At 49.3% G+C, this 18,410-nt stretch carries 20 protein-coding genes; 12 read left to right on the top strand and 8 right to left on the bottom strand.

Annotated elements, in window-relative coordinates; genetic code table 11:
• Positions 1-123: 123 nt before the first annotated feature.
• The 6 genes from IPL17_RS10460 (at position 124) to IPL17_RS10435 (ending at position 3,028) form a co-directional block, all read left to right on the top strand.
• On the top strand, positions 124-417 hold the full coding sequence (locus tag IPL17_RS10460; protein ID WP_345307031.1) for a hypothetical protein: 294 nt from the start codon (positions 124-126) through the stop codon (positions 415-417).
• Positions 418-459: 42 nt separating this feature from the next.
• Positions 460-603, top strand: a complete 144-nt coding sequence (locus tag IPL17_RS10455) for a hypothetical protein (RefSeq protein WP_345307030.1) — start codon at positions 460-462, stop codon at positions 601-603.
• 95 nt (positions 604-698) lie between these two features.
• On the top strand, positions 699-980 hold the full coding sequence (locus IPL17_RS10450; RefSeq protein WP_345307029.1) for a hypothetical protein: 282 nt from the start codon (positions 699-701) through the stop codon (positions 978-980).
• Positions 981-1,819: 839 nt separating this feature from the next.
• Positions 1,820-2,392 (top strand): hypothetical protein, encoded by a 573-nt coding sequence (locus IPL17_RS10445; protein WP_345307028.1) that lies wholly within the window; start codon positions 1,820-1,822, stop codon positions 2,390-2,392.
• On the top strand, positions 2,393-2,596 hold the full coding sequence (locus IPL17_RS10440; protein ID WP_345307027.1) for a hypothetical protein: 204 nt from the start codon (positions 2,393-2,395) through the stop codon (positions 2,594-2,596).
• 42 nt (positions 2,597-2,638) lie between these two features.
• Positions 2,639-3,028, top strand: coding sequence for a hypothetical protein (locus tag IPL17_RS10435; protein ID WP_345307026.1), 390 nt, complete (start codon positions 2,639-2,641; stop codon positions 3,026-3,028).
• 2,115 nt (positions 3,029-5,143) lie between these two features.
• Here the strand turns inward: IPL17_RS10435 and IPL17_RS10430 are convergent.
• Positions 5,144-5,329 (bottom strand): hypothetical protein, encoded by a 186-nt coding sequence (locus IPL17_RS10430; protein WP_345307025.1) that lies wholly within the window; start codon positions 5,327-5,329, stop codon positions 5,144-5,146.
• Between the two features lie 1,739 nt (positions 5,330-7,068).
• Here IPL17_RS10430 and IPL17_RS10425 point away from each other — a divergent pair.
• On the top strand, positions 7,069-7,749 hold the full coding sequence (locus IPL17_RS10425) for a hypothetical protein (protein ID WP_345307024.1): 681 nt from the start codon (positions 7,069-7,071) through the stop codon (positions 7,747-7,749).
• Positions 7,750-8,586: 837 nt separating this feature from the next.
• Here IPL17_RS10425 and IPL17_RS10420 read toward each other — a convergent pair.
• Genes IPL17_RS10420 through IPL17_RS10410 form a run of 3 tightly spaced genes read right to left on the bottom strand, consistent with a single transcriptional unit; the run spans position 8,587 to position 9,828 of the window.
• On the bottom strand, positions 8,587-8,904 hold the full coding sequence (locus IPL17_RS10420; protein WP_345307023.1) for an IS110 family transposase: 318 nt from the start codon (positions 8,902-8,904) through the stop codon (positions 8,587-8,589).
• Positions 8,905-8,921: 17 nt separating this feature from the next.
• Positions 8,922-9,299, bottom strand: coding sequence for an IS110 family transposase (locus IPL17_RS10415; protein WP_345307022.1), 378 nt, complete (start codon positions 9,297-9,299; stop codon positions 8,922-8,924).
• Positions 9,300-9,342: 43 nt separating this feature from the next.
• The gene (locus IPL17_RS10410; protein ID WP_345307021.1) at positions 9,343-9,828 is read right to left on the bottom strand and encodes a transposase; all 486 of its coding nucleotides are present in this window, start codon (positions 9,826-9,828) and stop codon (positions 9,343-9,345) included.
• 317 nt (positions 9,829-10,145) lie between these two features.
• Here IPL17_RS10410 and IPL17_RS10405 point away from each other — a divergent pair, with 317 nt between their 5' ends.
• From IPL17_RS10405 to IPL17_RS10395, 3 genes are all read left to right on the top strand, one after another.
• Entirely contained in the window at positions 10,146-10,913 is a 768-nt protein-coding gene (locus IPL17_RS10405) for an ISAs1 family transposase (RefSeq protein ID WP_345307034.1), read from the top strand.
• Between the two features lie 189 nt (positions 10,914-11,102).
• Positions 11,103-11,891 carry an NACHT domain-containing protein gene (locus tag IPL17_RS10400; protein WP_345307020.1) on the top strand — a complete coding sequence of 263 codons (789 nt, stop codon included), beginning with the start codon at positions 11,103-11,105 and terminating at the stop codon, positions 11,889-11,891.
• Between the two features lie 13 nt (positions 11,892-11,904).
• A complete protein-coding gene (locus IPL17_RS10395) occupies positions 11,905-12,141 on the top strand; it encodes a hypothetical protein (protein WP_345307019.1) in 237 nt (78 codons plus the stop codon).
• A 145-nt stretch (positions 12,142-12,286) separates the two neighbouring features.
• Here IPL17_RS10395 and acpS read toward each other — a convergent pair whose 3' ends face one another.
• The 4 genes from acpS to IPL17_RS10375 all read right to left on the bottom strand — a co-directional run bounded on the left by acpS (position 12,287) and on the right by IPL17_RS10375 (position 16,106).
• Positions 12,287-12,655 (bottom strand): holo-ACP synthase, encoded by a 369-nt coding sequence (gene acpS / locus IPL17_RS10390; protein ID WP_345307018.1) that lies wholly within the window; start codon positions 12,653-12,655, stop codon positions 12,287-12,289.
• Between the two features lie 8 nt (positions 12,656-12,663).
• Positions 12,664-13,824, bottom strand: a complete 1,161-nt coding sequence (locus IPL17_RS10385; RefSeq protein WP_345307017.1) for a pitrilysin family protein — start codon at positions 13,822-13,824, stop codon at positions 12,664-12,666.
• Between the two features lie 127 nt (positions 13,825-13,951).
• Entirely contained in the window at positions 13,952-15,214 is a 1,263-nt protein-coding gene (locus IPL17_RS10380; protein WP_345307016.1) for a pitrilysin family protein, read from the bottom strand.
• A 103-nt stretch (positions 15,215-15,317) separates the two neighbouring features.
• Positions 15,318-16,106, bottom strand: coding sequence for a hypothetical protein (locus tag IPL17_RS10375; RefSeq protein ID WP_345307015.1), 789 nt, complete (start codon positions 16,104-16,106; stop codon positions 15,318-15,320).
• 264 nt (positions 16,107-16,370) lie between these two features.
• Here IPL17_RS10375 and IPL17_RS10370 point away from each other — a divergent pair, with 264 nt between their 5' ends.
• Positions 16,371-17,684 carry an FAD-dependent oxidoreductase gene (locus IPL17_RS10370; protein WP_345307014.1) on the top strand — a complete coding sequence of 438 codons (1,314 nt, stop codon included), beginning with the start codon at positions 16,371-16,373 and terminating at the stop codon, positions 17,682-17,684.
• A 124-nt stretch (positions 17,685-17,808) separates the two neighbouring features.
• Positions 17,809-18,381 (top strand): class I SAM-dependent methyltransferase, encoded by a 573-nt coding sequence (locus IPL17_RS10365; RefSeq protein ID WP_345307013.1) that lies wholly within the window; start codon positions 17,809-17,811, stop codon positions 18,379-18,381.
• Positions 18,382-18,410 lie beyond the last annotated feature (29 nt).

Raw genomic sequence — 18,410 nt, 5'->3', positions numbered from 1 at the left:
AATTCCGTACCCAGGGGAGCTTGTTATTCTTGCGCTGGTTATTCTGGGAACGTATCGGTTTTTTACTTTCCTGGTTTCGGCACACCGCCGCTAATAGTGTCTGTGCGCGCGTGGTGCTTTGGTTTGGGCTTTTTTATATTTTTGGGCGGGCACACCTGCTCTGCATCCTCCCACGCACTTCCTGTTTTGCGCAACAGCCGACCGGCTTCCATCCCGACGGTGATCAGCATACCCTCCGGCGCAATCGTTGCGGTTTTTCTTGGGACCCAGCTCCGCATCAACGTTTATTCCAGGCCCGCGATTTTCTACCCGGCCATTGGGGTACTACTGGCTGGGCAGGAGATCCCTGCTTATGGTTACCTTGAGGATGAAAATTGGATACAGATCCCACATCCCGTGTTCCGTGGAATTCGGTAGCTCACGATCTAAGCCCCAAAGAGAATTGCAAAAACGGAAGTCATGCACGATCGCCAGCCGCTTCACGCATTCTTCGCTTCGACCCCGTTCATTGACCCCACGCTCGCGGCACTTTTGCTGCGCCTGTCAACCTGCCAGCTGACCCTTACCTCCGCCAAGCTGGGCGATCGCCACTTTTGGCGATGAACCATTGGACACGGGGCGAGTAATCATCGGAAGGTTGAGCTTAAATCTTGCTTTATTGGAGGGTTGGGCGACACTCCTTCCATGGGAGGTAGGTTGTGCATCACCCTGCAGGCGTGCTGACCGAAAGAGGGCACAAAACAAAAATGACCGACTTCCGTCATTTTTGCTTCTGGTCAATGACCATTAAAAGAACAGGAACCGCCGCCGCATCCGCCGCCATATTACTCCGCAGGCGCACCGCCTCCGCCGTGGGCGTCTTTTTGGCATTCGGGCCGTTGACCGCAAAGCCGGGCGCGCCATGCTGTGGATCGTCTACGAAGTCGTATCGTCGCGCTGGAGTAGGTAGTCAATGGAAGTTTGATCGACCACCAATTTAACCTCCCGTTCGCTTCGGAAAAGGGTCTTGTCGGCATCCTGAAGGCTGGTTATCCAATGCCATCCCAAAATTCGCCGCCGCAAAGGATCTGCCGCCGGGCGACGTAAAAACACGGAGGGCGCAGCCTTCCAGTTTTCGTTCGGTCAGAATGTTCTGGACAGCCTGTGAAGCAACAGGTGGGCAAGCGAAATAGTCTGTACGTCTAATTTTGTAAATATGGCTTTCCCATGTGTCGCAGAACGGACGAATATTATCAAATTAGGAATCCAGAATGTCAAACGCAAATATTAGTTTCTGGAATGTTTCTTAGGTTTGGACACTACTGTCTGTGCGTGACTGTAAAATCTCAGTGCATAGTAGCGTCCTTATCCTAATCCTATACCCCGAGGAATAACCCATGTGTTAGAAATGGGACTCACCCCAATGGAGACCGCTGGGATTTGGGAAGGTTTGGGGGTGGCTAACGCAAATTGGGTTGGTTTGTTGTGGGGTTTTTTCTGGAATGAACGTGATCAAAGATGGAGCGGAACGCTTATTTGCAAAGCAGATGGCTCCATTTCGCTTTAATTGCCATCTTGACGGTTGTGTTGTTCTTCTCTGGCTCATATCGTTCCGCCAACTCCTGAGGCCTTGGAAAGATCTAGCGCCTACTCGCCGGATCAGGTTCGATGCCGTATCGGCTTTGCCCGCGCGATCGCCTTCATTATGGGCGCAGGTTTCTCTCGCGGTCGGACGTATCGGCACGTGCATGGCAGTTGAAGCCAACGTGGGGGTTGCCTCCGCTTCCAAGCGTGGCTTTGCGGAGCGTTGCGCATTGCGTATCGCCAGCACCGTGACCGCATGCGCTGTACCGATGGATTGGCCCAACGCGGCGGAACGATCATCTTCACGACCCCCAGTATTGCCGCGCCGATGCTTTGCTCGGCTTTGGCTTTCAGCGGCACTCTGCTGGCGTTGTTCGCGCGTGGGCGGCGGCACTTTTACCAAGTGCGGCTGACGTCGGCGCTGACCCGGCCGGTAAGGTCGAAGCAGGCATCTCCTGAGGATGCACTGGAGAAATCCGGCCATCGCCGACCTTTGCTGGTGATAACGTCGGTGACTGCGCCGGGCATGGTCATGTACATTTTGAATCGCTGGAAGCGCTATCGTTTCCAAATTTATTCTTGGTCTGGCTCTCTGGCACATTACCGCCTTGAGGGGCTTATCTTCCCTTTGATGGTAATGGCGTGCTTTCATCCACTATTGGGCACCTATTTCGTGAAGGCTGGAAAGTATCTCCGTGCAAGAGCAAGACGCCATGAAAGCTATTTTCATGGATCCCCTTGCTCCTCTGCCGTAGTTTCTGCCGTTGTTCTTTATCGCGGGCTTTGGTATTTGAATACACCCGAAATGAGCGCGTGGGGCGGATGGTAAGTGCCTGCCAGGATGGCCGTTGGTGTTGGTGTTCTGCTGGCTATCGTGATTGACCGCTTGACCGAATACTTTACCGGGCATAATACCGCTTCTCCTGTGAACGATGCCAAGAAAGCCGCGGACACTGGTCCAGCGAATTTCGATCCTCAATGGTATCCTCAGGGTTTTAATCGTCCGTCTGGTCTGTGCTGCGCATCGCGTTGACCACTGCTTCGCGTCCATCGTACTTGGCACGATCCAAAACCCATGGATGCCGTTGGCCGCTCGACATTTATTTTGTACGGCGTGGCAATGACCGTATTTGCGGCTGCTGTTGACCCTGACCGTGCAACAACGTGGCTATGGACTCATTTGGGCCCCATCGCGGATAACGCGAATGGCATCGGTGAAGCGTCCTGGGTCTGGGAGGCGAGGCGCTACCCGGGAGGCCCAGCGATCATGGCTGACCCGGATGCGGTCGGCAACACGACTCAAAGCCATCAAATAGCGGGCGCACATCGGCTCCAAAGGCGTAATCGCGGCGGTTTCGGGTTGCTCAGTTCATTCCGGATGTTTCGCGCGCAGGCCATTTGGAATGTCAGCTCCCAACAACCAGCGATCGTGATCCGGCGCGGATGTTCCTGCAAGTCTTCGTAGGTATGTCGATCGGCGGCGCTCTGCCGTGGTTGTTCTCTTCATTTGCAATTCAGGGTCAGTAGCGCGCCGCGTCTCCGCCATCGTGCTGGAAGTGCGCCGCCAGTTCAAGCTGGGGCGCGCGATTGCAGGTCAAACCCGATTACGCGCAGGCTGTCGAAATTTCAACAACTGCCGCGCAAAGGAATTAGTCCCGCTTGCCTTGCTCGGCATCGGGACCCTCACCGGGCTCAGCCCGTTCCCAGGCGTAAAGCGCTCGGCGGCTTTCTGGCGGGCATCATCGTCTCCACAGACCGGCTACGCCCTCCAGTTAACCCCCGGGCGGCGTGGGATAATGCCACGTGGCAGTTTCTACCCGAAGATGAACCAAAAGATCTCGCGCCAAACTGGCAAGCCTCGGAACGTCGCTGGTGCTGGCGTGGTGGCGGACACGGCCGGTGATCTGTTCAAGCGATGTCGCCAGCCCCGCCCTCAACCCGATTTGTGATCAGCGGTTGCAGAACCTGGTGGTAGTCATCACGTTCGGGCGATCGTGGTGAAACATTCCCGCCGCAAGCGGCGTGGACCATCGCGCAGTATGCTGTCGGCCCGGCTTCGCCCGGCTTGCTGGGCCTGGGCGGTCATGCTCTGGCGCTTTCCGCCCTTCCGGCGGCAGTTATTGGAAGCGGAAGAGCCGAAGAAGAGGGCAAGTAAAATTATTTTAGGTGCGCCCGTCAGAAATGGCGGGGTCTTTTTGTTGAAAGTAATTTCAAAATACTTGTGCAGTATTTGATTTTTGGAGAATCAGATTTAGTACAATAGAATAGAACTGCCATGGAGCGCAAGTGGATTAGAAATTTTAATACTTATTGTTCTAAAAACATTTGCTTGTTTTCATAAATCTTGGAGATTGGCATGAAAGCCCAACAAAGATTTGACTCCTCCAGTTATCACTTCTTGTGTTGTTGGTGGTTGCGTACGCCATTTTTCTCAATGCGCGGTTATCTGTAATACCAATAAGGATTTCTCTGCCTTTGTTGTTGCTGGTGATGTGTCTTTACAAATTCTTAATGCCGCCCGTCCGGGTTTAAAATCCTACAAAATTCAGACGAAGGCCAGGATGGTTGTTTCATTATCGGAATGGCATTGACGCCATTTACAGAAAGAAATTGATTTTGGATTAGGCTTCACTACTCCCGCTTATCGTCACACGTATTATCTACCCGCTCCTAGTTTTGCCTATTCTCTTGGTCAGATAGTTTGCGTTCCTTCGTTAGTGTTTGTAAATTATATTGCTTTTATGCTTGATAGCATGGCTTTAAAGGTTGCTCTTTGTACAAATGGTGCATTTACATGGATTATGGGACTTGCTTTGCCCTTACCCGCTTTTATTTACGCTGTCTCGCGATACGACTGAAATAGTGGCAGGAGTATTTCTGCGCTTCTAATTTTATATTTGTACCAACAACGCCAGTATCTATCAGGAGTGCTTTTTGTAAAGGCTTAACCAGAGAAACGACTCTGTCGTTTCGGGCATTTTACTGTAGTGACTATTATTTTTACTCGTAAACGTCAGGACTTTCGGAATTTATGGTTTCCTACTTTGATCCCTTGCCATTAGTTATGTGGTTTTAAGCGTGCTGCAGGGAAATAATGGAGTGGTCAGGTAATTCGGGTCATCCATTTTAGCGATGGTTTGGCATTCCATTGCTTTGGTTTGTTTCGCTTTGTTTACTTGATTATTCCACCCGCGAATTTTATTCATGTATTTGGTTACCTGAGGTGCTTTTCTTTGGCATTTACTTTTTTACAGGATTGTGTTGACGCTTTGCGTTCCAAAAGCTGTAGCTGGTTATAAAAATATCTTGGTGTATATATGTACTTGAGTTTAGAGTAAAAATGGCGTCCAAGAGCGTGTGGTTGAAGCGAATGTTAAAACTGAAAAGCACCACTCACGGACTTGTAGGTAGTCCAAACCTGGGCTTTTTTGTTCTTGAAGACCACTGGATAACGAACGCGGTGGCGGACACAATTCATTTGGTTCGCTGCTGCCTTTCCAGCGGGTCTGGGCGTAGAGGTCGGGTAAAATCTAACCCAACAAAAATGCGAAAGCGGAGCGTCAGGTGGACTGATAAGGGGTCAGCCTTGGCGCGCTGTTGTCTGCCTGTGGATACCAGGTTGATAATCTTCCTGCACCGCATCACGCAGTAGAAGCAAATTGCCAATATGCCAAAGCACGTCAAAAATCATCCATTGCTGTGCACTCACCAGACTCTGAGAACGGTTGCTGTTGAGTCCCATGTGCTGCTTCAGAAAACGAAACATGTGCCAATGGCGAAACGCCAAAGATAAATACGGCAATGACCGGAAAGAGCAACACTTTGTGGACCCGTCCAGAACTAGCCAAGTCGGACGTTTGTATCGTGCGGTTCCATCCTCTTTGGAGTGAATTCCATTGTACCAGAGTGTCGATCATGCTCGCCAGTTTTTTGAAATGTAGTTCATGCTCAGGGCTTCCTCACCTGCACAGTTTGTTTCCCTGAGTTGTGCTGTCCTTTTTGCCACGATCTTCTGTTCGATGAGAGTCATTCAACTTGAAAGTTATTTCCATGTTTGCGGGGGTGCCATGACTCACCCTTTGGTTTCTCTTGAGGCTTTTCGTACAAGTTGATGCGGTTATGCAGTTTGATCAGTCCAATTGTATGCTTCAAATGCTCGAAAATGCCTAAAAGAATTTATCTTCATAGCGGCCATCTACCACCATCACTTTCTTCTGGCGACCATGGGCATCCAACTCCCGGATCGTGTACCGTTGCTTACCTTTGCGTCCGTCGCTTCAGTATCGATCCCTTCAAATATCCACTGGGGCGCCCAGGAACTGCCGAAATTTATCAGGCGTACCAACCATGAATACTTGTGACCAAAGCGCATCGCGCCTTTTGCTCGACTTCAAATGACGTCGGCATCCGGCAAGGTTTCGCCTGCTCGTGTTCGTATGGCGGCCATCGACTGCATATACTTTGTACGCCTAACTTGTTTTACCACCTTCAGTATGCATGCTGGGAGCGACAGAATTTCATCCATCCATTTCTCCGTTTTCCAGTCCATCGTACAAGCCACTGCAAAAACTTCCGCTGAAGTGGTTTGCTCGCCTGCTCAATCACGGTGTAGAACTTACTCGGACTCATTGTCAGGGCGTCGATCAGGTCGAACAATATATCTGTCGCCTTCTCAGACTTTATACTGCTTTTCGGAACTCGCCGGAGAGATTTTTATCGTTCATCGAAAACTTTACCAGCAAGTTCCATTTTGAGCACGTGCTGAACTCTAAACTCAAGTAATGTAATGATGATGCTAACCTGTAGGCTGTTTGGGTTGAGATTGTATTTTTCCGTGTTCTTCCAGAAGTATATATTAGCAATAGTCATCCTTTGCAAATCCCCTACTATTGTTAAAGGGGATGGATATTAAACATTAGCAGTGTTTTTGGACACCTGGACCCAGTCTCGCTTAGACAAGCAGTGGTTGTAAAAAACATTACAAGCCAGTTAATTTGCCTAAAAACTGTTTCTGGCCCCTAGGGGAAGAAGTCCCCCAGGAGCTCAGCTATTCGATATATTGGAATGTTGGACGGTAGGCTGGTGAATTTTAGTTATTCTCTCTGTAAGTCGCCACTTGACCTCAAGGGGCTGTCCAAAAAGAGATGTAAGCACTTCTAAGGCAATCTAAAAAGAAGATCCAATGCGGGGTATGAAAACGAGGTAGAAAACGAGCAATCCCAGATATCTGAACCGTCACATGTGATGTGAACCGGGTTAGGTGCTGATGGGAGCTATGATGAAAGATCCCATCAGAACATCTGGTGCGAGGGTAAACAAAGCCGAGCGAAGACCTGAGAGGATGCATTGTTGAACAATACTTGCGGCGGAGGGACATCAAGCTATCATCCGCAGATGGTGGTGAAATCCTGTACTGTTTTATAACATCGTGACTCTCCCTGTTCGAGAACATCGTGCGCCCTACCCATATCTGGTGGTGTATCCTGATAATAAAGGAAGGTCGCCATGGAAGAAGAATGGATAGTGGATCGCAGCAAATTAAGGGGGGTATGGTTTGAACACCCGAATTGGAGTCGGAAGAAAATTGCAAAAGAAGTGGGGCGTTCGGAAGCCTGGGTAAGGAAGTGGCTAAAGCGAATTCGTCAAGCACCATTGGAGGATCGCGAAGTTCTGAATGGACGTTCACGTGTACCCCATAAACTTCCGCCTTCAATCCCCGAAGAAGTGGTGAACAAGATTCTCGATATTCGCGACCACCCGCCACAGCAATTAGGGCGTGTTCCGGGTCCGCTGACGATCATGTATTACTTGAGCAAAGAACAATCGTTGATGGACAAGGGTGCGAAACTGCCGAGTTCCACGAGTACGGTATGGAAAATTCTTGATAAACACCATAAGATCCCTCGCCCCTTGCCGCCAATTCCCGAGCCAGAGGAGCGACCCGCACCCGGGGTGGAATGGGGAATGGATTTTCATGATGTCAGTACTGTCCCGGCCGAGCTGAAGGCAAGCGGCAACATGTGGTCGAAATCCTCAATCTGGTTGATCATGGTTCTTCAGCTGTGGTTGCATCAGAGCCAGCCAGTGACTACAATGCTGAAACAGCGCTCCGCAAAGTTGCCGATATTTTGCAGGACACAGGTTGTCCAGATCGCATTCGCCTTGACCGCGATACGCGCTGGGTAGGGAGTTGGACTGCCAAGGATTTTCCCTCGCCGATGCTGCGTTTTCTGCAATGTTTGGGAATTGAGCCACGGGTTTATCCACCTCGACATCCTGAAAAAAATCCTTTTGTCGAGCGCTATCATCGCAACTTCCAAATACGAATGCCAGCTAGTGCAGAATCCCTGGATCTGCCCAATACCGTTGAAGTTAACAAGCACTATGTCCAGTTCTACAATTTTGAAAGACCCAACCAAGCTATCACCTGTGGCAATCAGCCACCCCATGTTAAATTTCCCGAGAAGCCTGATCTAACCCCCGTGCCGAAACCGTTGACCCGGATCGTTGGTTGATGGCGCTGACTGGCAAGACCTACAGACCAAAGTTGGATTCAAAGGATGTTTTCAGTTGGGCAACCAGGCCTGCCGTTCAGAAAAGTCGTCGCGGGCAAGTCGTTGTGATCTGGGTGGATGGACAAAAAACGGGCATTGAATGTGCAAGGATAAAGTGATTATCAAAACCTTGTCGATCAAAGGACTGAAACTGCACGATGAGATTCAAGAGTATCTTGAACTTATGTGCAAGGAAGCCATCTCATCTTGGCGTAAGGTTCAGCATCGGACTGTCAGATATGGGTAGGGCGCACGATGTTCTCGAACAGGAGAGTCACAGATGAAGTGAAGTCAAGGGTGCAAAGAAAAAACACAGATAAGATAGGATGGAAGGAAGGGAGCGAAAAAAACAACAACACACCCATTGCCACTTTTTGCATGTTGGCAAAAGCGTTGACAAGAGTTGTATAATAATATTGAGCGACGAGCCCGCAAACCCCGCCGTGGGTCTCCTATTTGGGAGTTCACACTATTTTGTGTTTGGGACGTCGCTCCTTTGATTCTCCGCTAAAGCCGAAGAGGGCAGTCGGATCAGTTTCTTCGAGCCCCAGGGGATGCTTGTCAGATCGCTCCCCAAATGCAGGGCATCCAATCCTTGACGGACAAATTGTGCCGCAGATTGACCCACGGGACGATTACCTTTTCCAATCTCGTAAGCAAACTTTAACAATTTGCGTCCCACTATATCAGGTTCGGCAAAGTGATCGGTAGCCTGCTCGGACAACACATGCCAGACTGCGACAAGCAGTTTACGCGCGATCGCCACAATCGATTTGTTGCGTCCCAAACGCGGTTCTAAACGCTTCAGTTCGGACCGCCAATGGGGTGGGTGTTAGCAGCTACTTGCGCCGCCTCCACCAACACTGCGCGCATGTCCTTTCGTCCAGCCTTGGTGATCTTGCCTGTACGGGTGGTCAATCCGCTATCGTGAATCCTGGCGCCCAGTCCTGCATACCCTACCAGGTGTTTGGCGTCTTCAAAGCGGGTGATCTCGCCAATGGCCGCAATGAGGGTCAAGGTCGTTATACCAAAGCCAGGAAGCTGGATCAGTCGGATCACGCGTTCATCTTTGGCTGCCAATTCTTTCATGGTAGAAGTGATCCGCACAAGTTGATCCTCGGCAAACCGCAAAGTTTCCAGGTCGCTCTGCAGGTTGACCTTCTCCAATTTGCCAAGTGGCAAAGCGTTCCACCACTCTCTTTGGGCTGGATGAAATGGATTGCCTTCAGGTGGTGCAAAGGTGATGCCGTTGTAGAATGGCGTGCAGCCGATTCTTTGCCTGTGTGGACAGCCGCGTCAATTTACTTCGCTGCGCGACGAGTGCGCGCAGTTCGCGCACTTCGACTGGCGGTACCCAGATGCCCACCAGCAGGTCTTTGGCCAACAAGCGCGCCAGAATGGAGGCTGCAATCTTGTCCGTCATTACTTGAGATCTGGTGATCAGTGCCAGATGTGGTGGGTGCACCACGGTCACCGACATCACATGCGCCGAGAATTCATCATACAATCCCCAAGTATTGGTGGTCATCTCTAGCGCAATTGCATCTTGCTGATTGAGTGTTTTCTTCATCCAGGCTTCAAGACGGGAAAACTCAACTCGCTGCGCAGGCAGGACTACGTGCAAGTCAGCATCCACGCCCAGCGCGATCAAATAGTACTTGTGGACATCAAGTCCAATATAACGTTTGGGAATTATTTTTTGGGTGCTCATGGGGTACTCCGATTAAAATTGAAAGTCGGGTACGTTCATTTTTGGGCCACTGGATCACACACAGATACGGGCTTGTTCTGAAAATTCTTGAACTTCCGGTTAAGCCCGGATTCGAACGGGTCAGTCCAAACACGATGACGGGCTGCCTTTGCTGTAAGTAAATCAGAATTAAAGGCTTCCCAGACTCTACCTCGACTGGACCCTAACGCAGCGTTCCCGGATACGCGTTCCCGTTCACTGAACATTCATAGCATATCCAAAAACGTACCCGACCGCAACTCTATTCTCGAGTTGCATTTTCATGCTAACACGATGTTATAAAACAGTACAAATACAATCAGCAAGGGGCGCATGGGAAAGTGTATGGCATGGATGGGAAAGCCGTACGCGGGATGCGCAAGAAGGATGATGAGGAGTGGCGCGAATATTTGTTGAGTGTGTACGATGTGGAGCAGAAGAAGGTGCTGAGTCAGGTGGAGGTAGGGCGCAAAGAAAATGAGATCACGAAAGCACCCAAAGCACTGGAAAGTGTGGAAATTTCACAAAAAGTGGTCACCGGGGACGCAATGCACACCCAAAAAGCGCTTTCAGCCCAGATTGTGAGGCAAGGCGGAGACTACATCTTTCCAGTCAAAGAAAACCAGTTGAGCCTTTACAAAAACATCCAACAGCTCTTTGCCCCAGAAGATCCGAAGGCTGGATTTGGGAAGATTGAGACCGATTTTCAAACCGTCGAGAAAGTCAACAAGGGACACGGACGTCTTGAAAAGCGCACTTTGACTACCAGTGAAATGCTCAACTCCTATTCGACTTGGCCGGGTCTGGCTCAAGTCTATCGCTTGGAAAGACAATTCCAGTGGTGGCGCAGTGGACGTTGTTATCGCACATCCTGTGAAGTGGAATTCGGGATCACCAGTTTGTCCCGCAAAAAAATCGCGCCAGAGCATTTGTTAGATTTTCGTCGTCAGCATTGGGGCGTTGAAACCGGATTGCATTACCGGCGAGATGTGACATTCAAAGAGGATGCCACTCGCATGACCATCGGTCATACCGGGAAAATATGGCCTCCATTAACAATCTTGTGATCGCTCTGATTCATCAGGCTAATTTCCAAAATGCAGCTCAAGCAAGAAGGTGGTTCGCGGCTCATCTCCCCGAAGCTTTTGCCCTACTTACCACCCCTTTTTCCTGACCTTGGAAAAGCCATGATAAATAAAAACTCAAACCTTGACAAGAAAAACTGTTGGAAGTAATATTAGAACAGGTGTTCTAATATGAGCAAACTCAATCAATTTTCCCTGATGATCGATGCATTAGCTGAACTTGCCGAAGAAGAGCAAGCGCATCACACTCCGCCCGCGCCTGGTCTACCTAATTTAAGATCGGTCCTTGCGAACGCATCCCCCCTGCCCCCGGAAGCGGTATTCCTCGGCCTCGCAGAAGATGGATTGCCCGTGCTATTAAATCTATACGATCCCATCCCAGGTCCCATTCTCATTAGCGGAGATCAGGCCAGTGGAAAAACCACACTCCTGCAAGCCATAGCCACTGCCACCGAGCATACGCATTCGCCTTCAGACGTTCAATACAGTGTCATCACCCAATATCCAAAGGAATGGGATGACATTCATTCGAAACAGAACAACGCGGGCATTTACTCAACACAAGACCCAACAACACAAGACCTATTGTACTCGCTTGTGACCTGGGCGCATAACAACAAAGGGGATCAACAATCCGTATTGCTTCTGATAGATGATCTGGAAGCCTTAACAAAACTAAATCAACAAGCCGAGCAAAGTTTGCGCTGGCTTTTACTGCGCGGACCCAGCCGCCGCGTATGGCCGATCGTCACAATCAATGCAGGCCGCGCAAGGCATATCAACCTTTGGCTGGAATTCTTCCGCACTCGGTTATTTGGAAGGATATTTGATTCAACCGAGTCAAATTTACTGACAGGCGGTTCTAACAAAAACCTCAATGACCTGACTGCCGGCTCGCAATTTGTCATGCGGGAAGGAAGTAACTGGCTGAGTTTCTGGATTCCGTCCCTGGATCAATAAAAGGAAAAACATCATGCACACTGGAATGTTATGGTTTGATAATGATCCTAAGACTACTTTGAGTGTAAAGATCCAAAAAGCCATGGAGTATTATAAAAAGAAATTTGGGGGTACCCCGGATATCTGCCTTGTTCATCCAAGCATGCTGGATAGCGGTCAAAGACAATTTCAATTGGGCAAACTCACCATCCGCCCTTTCCAACCAATCATGCCCGGACACCTATGGATCGGCATTGAAGATCAAAAATAAAAGAGAGTTGATCTTAGGATTCGAGATCTCTCTTATCAGCTAACATCCTGCGACCAGTATTCGCAGGATGTTCTTATTTAATTTACGATATTGACATGATCATCGGACAATGACCCGCCAAACAAGTGCGCGGATAATTTTTTTACTATTCCCCAATTGCCACAACAAATGCAATCGCATGCGTCGCCGTATGACTCAAACTCACTGACCAATTTGACAGACCCAGTTTCATCGCCAGGTTCTGACCCGCTCCATGCAGGTACAAATGCGGCGCGTGATTCTCGTCACCGACCACTTCTATCTCAAGCCAGCTCACATCGCCAATTCCGCAGCCCAAAGCTTTGGCGACCGCTTCTTTTGCTGCGAACCTTGCAGCCAGAGATTCCAACCTGCCTTTGCAATCCTGCTGTTCCAGCTCAGTGAAAATGCGCGCAACGAATCGTTCCCCATGACGATCGATCGCTTCACGAATACGCGCAACCTCAACAAGGTCAACCCCGGTGGAAAGATTCATAAAATAAGTTATGGACCCGCCGTTGAAATGACCAAGCGGTCTGGATCTATGTATTTTCGGGAAGTCTCCAGCACATCTGCGCGAGTTACGTTTTTCACCAAACCTTCATAGCGCTGATAATAATCCAGCCCAAGGTTATACCGTTCAATATTCAATATTGCACTGGCAACACCGCCATTCGACTCAAGAGACAGCGGCAAGCGTCCAATGTAATTCGCCTGGCTATCCGCAAGTTCCGCCTTTGTCACACCGCTCTTTACAAATCGGCGCAGCTCGTTTTCGATCAAACTGATCGCCTTCTTTAAGTTCTTCGGATTCACACCCGCATTGACTTCCCAGCTTCCAGGCCCCGTCCCGGAGTTCAAGCTTGAGGATGCGTAATAAGCGAGTCCGGACTTCTCACGCACCACATCCCCAATGCGCCCCATCATGCCAAACTGCCCCAGCACCGAATTCCCCAAAGACGCGGATAAAAATTCAGGATCCATACGGCGCGGACCGATCATGCCGATCACCAGATCGGATTGTGACTTGCCCGCTATCGTGTGATGATGTTTGACCGTTTTCTTAACCGGCTTGTGCGGAGGTAATTCCTGCTTTCCAGCCTGACCTGGAACATGCCAATTCCCGAGGACGCGCTCCATCTCTTCAACAGCTTTTTCAGGCTCGATCGCCCCCACGATGGCAACGACCATGCCTTTCGGTCCGAAGTGGAGGCGGTGAAATTCCTGCATATCCTTTCGCGTTATGGATTGGATCGTTTCAATAAAGCCATCACTGGGCCTGCCGTACGGGTGGTTTTCAAACAACATCCGTTCAAAGGCCATTGACGCAAGGTCCATCGTATCCTGCGCACGGATCGCAAGACCGGTCAATAATTGAGCTCGCAGTTTCTCTACTTCATCTGCAGGGAAAGTGGGCGTTGTCAATGATTCAGCCAAAAGACCAAACAAAAGCGGGAGATCTTCCACAAGTGCGCGGCCACCAAAACTTGTGTTATGTACGCCTGAATCAAACCCCATGCTCGCGCCGACAGATTCCAGTTCGTTGTAGATCGCGTCAAATGTACGCGTTTGTGTACCGCGCATCAACGAGGAAGAAACAAAATCCGCGAGACCGAGTTTCGCGTCACTTTCAAAGATCGCCCCTGCGGGCAGATATCCGCTCATACTGATGGAAGGACTGTCAAAACTGGAGCGCGCAAGAACGGTGATGCCATTGGAAAGTGTTACACGGTAAATATCGTCCGGACCGGGGCAGGGATGGTTTTACTGATCTCAGAATACGCTTTGCCATTTATGCCTCCGCGCCTTTCGGGATGTAAGTGCCAATCACGCGGCTTTTAGGTTGAAGATATTTCTGCGCCACCCGCTGAACATCCAGCGGTGTAACCTTTGCCAGCTTATCCAGATAGGAAGTAAACCATTCATACGATGAGAACATTTCCACATACCCCATCCAAAAAGCCTGATTGGTGATATTCTCGCTCCCGTAAGCAAAGACTGCCCGCGCCTGTTTTACCGCGCGTTTAATCTCATCGCTGGGCACTAAAACATCCTGAATATTTTTTATCTCTGCATCCAGCGCTGCCAATGCTTCTTCGGGTTTGCGTTTTGGGTGGTTGGTGATGGTGATGCGATACAGATAAGGATCGATCGTTGCTTCAGACCAGCCGGATACATCCACCGCATATTCCTTGTCCACTAATGCGCGGTAAAAGCGCGAAGTTTTATAAGATAACCCATTGGCACCGCCAAGCAGGCTATCCAGAACCTGCAGAGGAAAATAATCCGGGTGTGTGGCTTCGGGAAAACGATAGGCAACTTGAATAAAAGTCGTCTCGCCGGGACCCTCCACAGATAGGCGCACCTCGCCTTTTTGTTCAGGTTCAGGACGTGCAAGACGAGGCGGTGTAGATCCCTTTGGAATAGGCTCAAACAATTCCCTGACACGCTTCAGCATTGATTTGGTCTCAAAGTCGCCCGCCATACACAGCACAGCGTTGTTCGGGACGTAATATGTACGATAATGTTCATATAGATCATCTCGTGTGATGGTATGCAGATCTGCCATGTCGCCGATGATCTCATGGTGATATGGGTGCACATGAAAGGCTGTATTTTGAACCGCTTCGGTCAGACGAAACATCGGCTCGTTCTCATGCCCCTCACGCTCAGAGATGATGACCGTGCGTTCCGATTCAACTTCCTTCTTATTATAGGTACTATTCACCATGCGGTCAGATTCAAGACGCAAGGCGAGATCGATCTTGTCAGCCGGCATGGTCTCAAAATAACGCGTGGAATCATGCGAGGTGGAGGCGTTCCAGCGACCGCCCTCGCGTGAGATGGACTTATCCAAAACCTTCGCGGGGAATTTTTTTGTCCCCTTAAATTGCATGTGTTCAGTCCAGTGCGAAATACCGGTTCTGCCTGTCGGCTCATCTTTTGAACCGACCCGATACCACACCCAGGATGAAATGATAGGCGCGGTGTGGATCTCTTTGAGCATGACCTTCATGCCATTCTTTAAGACAACCTGTGTAATCTTGTTTGCCATTTATCTCCAGAAAATCCTTCTAAAGTAATGTTTTCATAAAATATCCCGCAAGTCGAAGTAAATTTCCAGAACCTGCGGGATGATCAGTTCAATGTTAGATTAATTATTTACAAATTGATTGCGCATCCAAATTGATCGCGCCCGGATTGATCATGCAGTAATATGGCTCGACCACATTACGCAAACCAACGAACGGATCGTGCAGCTGCGTTTCATTCAACGGAATATCCACATCCACATTCAACGAGACGGGGACGGTGGTGTCTACTGGAACGGTCAAGTTTAGCACAATGGGAAGGTTCGTTCCCTGCGGTAGCACAATGGTTGCCAATGCCCTGGTGATATTCAAACCACCGGTCTGCACTGTGACAAGCGCATTGCTGATCGTCACGTCCTGACTCAAGACCACATTTGTTTGTTGATTTAACGCAAGATCAAATTTGACGGGGATCGTAGTTTGGACTGGAATGGTCCGTGTGATGTGAGCTCGATCCATTTTTTCGAAATTTGTATATAGACCTCCCAACAAACCTGTGCCCATATCTGTCACGCTATTTTTAACACCATTAACATTAAGGGACGGGAGGTTGGTCCAAGCCAAAAACAGGACAATGGCCATTGCCAAATTGATGGTAAGAGAAAGGATGCTCGCAATCGTCCAAAAAGGAGGTCCAAAGTTATATTTGCGTTTCTCTTTAACAGGAACAGATTCGGTATCTGCCGGATGTGTCAAATCTTTTCTTACAGGCGTCACATTCGCAACATCTTGCACTTGCGCTGAAATAGTAGATTGCGTGTCGATCTTTTTTTTGGGAAGACGATTAATTGCAGACTGTCCATTCAACATATTCCGCATGCGAACTCTGGGATCTTGTTTGGGTTCAGTGTTCATGGAGACTCCTGTTTGGAAAAAATCATGCTCAATAATGACTTAAGGTTAATATTAGCACAGATACCACCAGACCACGATTTTGATTTTCAAGGATTCCTCACAAAATTCTAATCTGACGGCTGGTAACTTTTTGGAAGATTTTTCGACTAATAGGACAATGGAGTAATTATAAAAGCATGATGAGAACTCAGTTTAATGACTTGCTGATTGGATAATTCCCCAATATAATCACACCGTTTTTGTCTGAATTTACGGAGGTAATAAGTGAGTGAACAAAATTATTGTGTTGCAGTGATCGGAGCAGGTCCAGCGGGTTTATTTGGCGCGCGCGAATTGGCGAACCAGGGTGTTCGGGTTGCCCTCTTTAACCGTGATATTAAACCCGGCGGATTGGCGGAGTACGGCATTTACCCTGAAAAGCATATGATGAAGGAAGGGTTGCGCAAGCAATTCCGCGGCGCGATGGAAAACCCAAATCTTGAATATTTTGGCAATATCGTGATCGGAAATAATGGCGACATCACGCTTGATGAATTGCGCGGACTGGGCTTTGACGCCGTGCTTGTCAGCGCAGGCGCGCAGGGAACCAAATGGCTCGGCCTGCCCGGCGAAGAACTTGAAGGCGTGTATCACGCCAAGGAAGTTGTGTACGCCTACAATAACCTGCCGCCTTTCAGCCAAAAGAATTTTCGTTTTGGAAAACGCTGCGCCATCATCGGCGCGGGTAATGTGATGGTGGATATCGCTCGGCATCTTATCAATGTGCAAAAAGTGGATGAGGTCATCGCTGTCGTACGGCGCGGACCCAATGAGGTCAACTTCACCAAGGAAGAGATGAAGCATCTGATCTCATATTTGGATATGGATGAATTCGAAAATGAAATGGCACGCGTTCAGCTGGTTGCGCAAGCGGTCAATCAAAACCTTGAAATTGGCCGGCAAAAAGTGTTGGATGCTTTCGCGAAGGCAGATCCCAAGACCGCCAATGCAAAGTTTCATTTTGACTTCCTTGCCTCCCCCACTGCCATGTTCGGAGAGAATGGCGCGCTGACCCAATTGGAAGTGGAAGATAATATCCTCGTTGAAAAAGAGGGCAAGATCAGCGCCAAGGGAACCGGTGTCAAACGTCAGCTTGATGTGGACACGGTCATCTTCGCCATCGGCGATAAGGTGGATGAATCCTTTGGCCTGCCGACCGAGTGGAATGAGTTCATCAAAAATAAAGAGCCGCGATTCCCTGTGGAAGGCATTTCTTATGAGTCTACGATCGAAAGCGTTTTCGTCGGCGGATGGTCGCGCAAGGCCAGCGAAGGCTTGGTTGGGTATGCACGCAGGGACGGGACAAACGCAGCCAGAGCCGTGTGGGATTATCTACAGACCAAGACACCCGCCAACGCCAACATGGACGATGTGATCGAAAAGATGCGAGGGTTGAACAAACCCGTCATCATGAAAGACGACATCAAACGGCTTGAAGCGGTCGAGGCGGAAGAAGCCAAGAAATGTGGGCTGGTAGAGTTCAAGTTCTCGAGCAACGAAGAAATGCTGGAAGCAATGGAACTGATCGAAACAGCGTAAGAATTCTCCCCTTTCTTTCATCAGGAAGGGGAGTTTTTTGCTAATAGAATTAACCACAAAGGAACGAAGGGACACAAAGGAAAAAACCTTTGTGACACTTTGTGGTTAAAAGGATTTTGAACTGATGAAACTATCCACCCCTGAATTCCGCGCCATGCAATCGCTGCCCCGCAAGCTGGGACAGCGATTTTTCGAAATGACCATGTTCCGTCATATGGGACTGGACCTGCAAAACAAGGATGTACTTGAGATCGGCTGCGGCTCTGGTTATGGCGCGTACTTGCTGAATCAACTCCGGCCAAAAAGTTATATCGGCCTGGATGTAATGACCGAGCAAGTGGAATTGGCGCGCAAGAAATATCCGCAGTTCAAATTCTTGATCCAGGATGCCGAGGATTTAAGTCAATTCGAAAATGAAAGCAAGGATTTGGTTATCATCTTCGGGGTTCTGCATCATATTCCCAACTGGCGGAAAGCCATTGATGAAATCACGCGAGTGCTGAAACCAAATGGAAGTCTCTTCCTCGAAGAACCGCGCGGAGTGGACATCAAAGTCTTCGATGCCTTCTTCCGCTGGGGACATCCGAACACAGATTTTGGTTTGAATGCCTTGGATGAGTATCTTGCAAAACAGGGATTAAAAATCGTCAACAAGAGATGGACTCCGTTGTTGACGATGGTACATACACGCAAATAATATCTCGGAGCTTAAGATCACGCCTCTCG

Source organism: Candidatus Villigracilis saccharophilus (genome assembly GCF_016711665.1).
Note: the sequence above shows the minus strand (reverse complement) of the source record. Positions and strands in the feature narration are given on the sequence as shown.

Bases quoted from the DNA above. Each gene is read 5' to 3' on its own strand.
- IPL17_RS10455 (WP_345307030.1), top strand. From the start codon at position 460: ATGCACGATCGCCAGCCGCTTCACGCATTCTTCGCTTCGACCCCGTTC.
- IPL17_RS10445 (WP_345307028.1), top strand. From the start codon at position 1,820: ATGCGCTGTACCGATGGATTGGCCCAACGCGGCGGAACGATCATCTTC.
- IPL17_RS10435 (WP_345307026.1), top strand. From the start codon at position 2,639: ATGGATGCCGTTGGCCGCTCGACATTTATTTTGTACGGCGTGGCAATG.
- IPL17_RS10430 (WP_345307025.1), bottom strand. From the start codon at position 5,329: ATGTTTCGTTTTCTGAAGCAGCACATGGGACTCAACAGCAACCGTTCT.
- IPL17_RS10425 (WP_345307024.1), top strand. From the start codon at position 7,069: ATGGAAGAAGAATGGATAGTGGATCGCAGCAAATTAAGGGGGGTATGG.
- IPL17_RS10410 (WP_345307021.1), bottom strand. From the start codon at position 9,828: ATGAGCACCCAAAAAATAATTCCCAAACGTTATATTGGACTTGATGTC.
- IPL17_RS10400 (WP_345307020.1), top strand. From the start codon at position 11,103: ATGAGCAAACTCAATCAATTTTCCCTGATGATCGATGCATTAGCTGAA.
- IPL17_RS10395 (WP_345307019.1), top strand. From the start codon at position 11,905: ATGCACACTGGAATGTTATGGTTTGATAATGATCCTAAGACTACTTTG.
- acpS (WP_345307018.1), bottom strand. From the start codon at position 12,655: ATGAATCTTTCCACCGGGGTTGACCTTGTTGAGGTTGCGCGTATTCGT.
- IPL17_RS10385 (WP_345307017.1), bottom strand. From the start codon at position 13,824: ATGAGCGGATATCTGCCCGCAGGGGCGATCTTTGAAAGTGACGCGAAA.
- IPL17_RS10380 (WP_345307016.1), bottom strand. From the start codon at position 15,214: ATGGCAAACAAGATTACACAGGTTGTCTTAAAGAATGGCATGAAGGTC.
- IPL17_RS10375 (WP_345307015.1), bottom strand. From the start codon at position 16,106: ATGAACACTGAACCCAAACAAGATCCCAGAGTTCGCATGCGGAATATG.
- IPL17_RS10365 (WP_345307013.1), top strand. From the start codon at position 17,809: ATGAAACTATCCACCCCTGAATTCCGCGCCATGCAATCGCTGCCCCGC.